Origin of the sequence: Microcoleus sp. PH2017_28_MFU_U_A, assembly GCF_020738035.1 — a bacterium.
Lineage (GTDB): Bacteria > Cyanobacteriota > Cyanobacteriia > Cyanobacteriales > Microcoleaceae > Microcoleus.
Genome location: NZ_JAEQCX010000220.1, coordinates 1 through 2,812 on the forward strand (window position 1 = coordinate 1; position 2,812 = coordinate 2,812).

General features: G+C 47.0%; 4 protein-coding genes. 3 read left to right on the top strand and 1 reads right to left on the bottom strand.

Translation table 11 applies throughout. The features are described from left to right. Nucleotides 1-78 precede the first annotated feature (78 nt). Entirely contained in the window at nt 79-573 is a 495-nt protein-coding gene (locus JGK14_RS33810; RefSeq protein ID WP_293187173.1) for a hypothetical protein, read from the bottom strand. 402 nt (nt 574-975) lie between these two features. Between JGK14_RS33810 and JGK14_RS33815 the strand changes: the two genes are divergently transcribed. The 3 genes from JGK14_RS33815 (at nt 976) to JGK14_RS33825 (ending at nt 2,660) form a co-directional block, all read left to right on the top strand. Beyond that, the gene (locus JGK14_RS33815) at nt 976-1,377 is read left to right on the top strand and encodes a hypothetical protein (protein WP_293187174.1); all 402 of its coding nucleotides are present in this window, start codon (nt 976-978) and stop codon (nt 1,375-1,377) included. 299 nt (nt 1,378-1,676) lie between these two features. Continuing rightward, nucleotides 1,677-2,084 carry an AbrB family transcriptional regulator gene (locus tag JGK14_RS33820; RefSeq protein ID WP_293187175.1) on the top strand — a complete coding sequence of 136 codons (408 nt, stop codon included), beginning with the start codon at nt 1,677-1,679 and terminating at the stop codon, nt 2,082-2,084. A gap of 90 nt (nt 2,085-2,174) precedes the next feature. Continuing rightward, nucleotides 2,175-2,660 carry a regulatory protein RecX gene (locus JGK14_RS33825; protein WP_293187176.1) on the top strand — a complete coding sequence of 162 codons (486 nt, stop codon included), beginning with the start codon at nt 2,175-2,177 and terminating at the stop codon, nt 2,658-2,660. Nucleotides 2,661-2,812 lie beyond the last annotated feature (152 nt).

The window sequence follows — 2,812 nt, forward strand, 5'->3', positions numbered from 1 at the left end:
CCACATCTGTCATCCAATGGCACGGAGGCAAAAACAAATTGAACTACGGGCAAATAGTCTCGCGCCGCCACAATTTGCTCAAAAAGCTACCCAAATAGTTAAGGATGGGTAGCTTTGTCCATAAATTAAGTTACAGTTCCTAACCCAGAAGCAACAACCGATCGCCCGGAGCTGAGTTTGGGCTCGCTTGCTTGGGAGCGAAATTAACTGCGGTTGTCCTTGGCAATTCGCGATCGGCTGCTGCTCGATCGCATCTGGGACGAATGCTCGATCGACAGTTGGGCGCCTACTCTCTTGACGAAAAACTCGGTTTCTTCCTAGATACGCAAATTTCCCAGCTTCTGATTTTGGGTAGAAACCGGGTTGATGAGCGGTAAGTGCTAATTTGTGTTGAAACCAATATTTAAGCTGTACTGCATTTAAGTCGGTCTTTTTCAATTGCCCTGTCAAAATAACGTCAAATTCTCTGGCTTGTGGCCCTCCGAGGGCGATTTTCCCGATCGCCCCCTCGGAGTCCACTGAGAAAGTAGCGAAGGTTGAAGAGTGGCGCAGCCCGATCGCGCGATGAAACAAATCCCTCTAGAACATTATAAATTGTATATTTTAATTCCCTATTCCTTGTTCTTGTCCCCCCCCATCCGCTTCTCCCCCTCGAACATCACAGACAATAGAACTCTTGCAAAAGTCAAATTTACCCCCCGCAAGTCCCCTCGAACTTCGGGGGGAAACAAGAATAATCTTACCCCCTCCCCGAACTCGCGGGGAGGGCTGGGGTGTGGTGCTTTGTATTTTTGTAAGAGATCTAATGTTTTTGGTGCAGCAGCTAATTCCTCCGGTGGTGGCTGCACGATGTTTCTGCCGCCACGCCCATTCAATCGGTTTTTAGCGAAAACCCTTTCAACGAACAGGTGAAATTTCCTTGATTTTTTTACCGGATTGCCTTCCCCGGACTGCGTTGTGTGCAAATTATAGCAGATGTTGAATGAAGGAAGAAGGAAGAAGGAAGAAGGAAGAACGGAGAAGGAAGAAGGCGATAAAGGCTGCGCTCGGGGGGTAAAAAGAAGTCTGAACTCAGAAGTCAGAAGCAATCGACTCCATGGGGAAAGGGCCATTAAGAGCGTCCTAACCGTCAGGGTGGATGGGCTATATATGCCGAACACCTTAGTAGAAGATTGCTCTTCGGTATTTGGGGTTTTGAGGGGATTCGCTGCCCGAAAAACAGGGTTTACAAGTAGGTGGCAGCGGCATCGAGAACAAGTGCTGCCTCGCCTTGTTGAGGTAAAATTTAACCCCGCGCCGGTAACAAGGCTGGCGGCAGATTTGCCTGTGTCGCGCCCTAGGTATTTTCATTCATCGGTGCTTTGGTTTTTACCTTGACCGCAGACTGGATCGGGGATTGGTGAAAGTTGGGAACAGACTTTACTGTAAAAAAGTAAAGCATTTAATTTGCGACAATAATTCCTCCCGCGATCGCGCCCTTGACGCTTAGGCAAGCATCACCTGCTCGAAGGCAAATAGATCTGCCTTCGAGTATCCTTACTTACACCCCCGGTTTTGAGACCGCAAAAATTTACCCAGAATCTTATATTCCGAATTCTTAGTATTGACAGTGAAACAAAGTTAATCTAATGTGTTGTAATTGATATAAGTAAAGTCCAATAAGCGAGGTACGGTCAATGGCAGAAACAGCTACAGCACCCTTAACAGGAAAAGGTCTGCTTCAAAAAATCAAAGGCAGCGATTTGCCGCGCAGAGAACTTGCAAAGCTTTGCGGCTACTTCACCGTCAGCAAAAGTGGAGAAACCCGGATTAACTTGGCTGAGTTTTACGATGCAGTGTTAGCTGCTAAGGGAATTGAGCTAGAGAAGTCGAAAGCAGACGGACGCGGACGAGAAGCGAGTTATCGCGCTAGCGTTCACAAGAATGGCTCGATCGTGATCGGGGCAAATTATACCCAAGAAATGGGATTAAAGCCAGGTGACGAGTTTGAAATTAAACTCGGATACAAGCACATTCGCTTGATTCAGATCGATGTGGACAGACCGGAAGTGGAAGTGGAAGAAGAGGAGGATACAGAAGAATAGAGGCGATCGCGATGCAGTCTGCCGATAGCAAGGCGACTGGATTTGATATTCGCTACAGAAGTATTTGCGCGCCAACCTTCGATTTAACTGATGAGCTGTCTTGACTATTTCTATTTTCTCTTGTCCCGCAAAGACTACAGTGCCTCTGAACTTCGCAAAAAGGGGCAAGAGAAAGGTTTTGGCAATGAGGAAATATTGGAGGCGATCGCGCAAATTCAAGACCGGGGCTATCAGTCTGACACTCGCTTGGTGGCAAACTCGATCGCCTCTGCTACGGGCAAATACGGGAAATCGGCCATCAAGCGCAAGTGCCTGCAAAAAGGAATTACTAGCGATTTGTTCGAGCAAGTCTGGGAGGAAGAAATTGCCGAAAATCTGGACTCGGAAGCCGCAAAACTCGCCGAATTAAAAGCCAAAGTCATGCGGAAATACAAGATCGATGCTTGGAGTAAAGTAGATCCGAAAACCAAGGGCAAAGTCTTGAACTACCTGCAATACAGGGGCTTTAATGCTTTTGAACTTTTGCGGCAGTGGCAAACAGAAGAAGATGAAGGGTTAACTTACAGGGCGAAATAGTTATCTAAACTTAGTCAAAGCTCGCTGGACAAGATAAGTCTAGAATTGAGATAATATCTGCAATGCCGAAAACCAAGGCTCAATTATCCGGTTTGTAAACCGCAGTTATGTCTGTACTAGCCAGCCTGTTAAGGTCGAGAAGGAAGTCCACA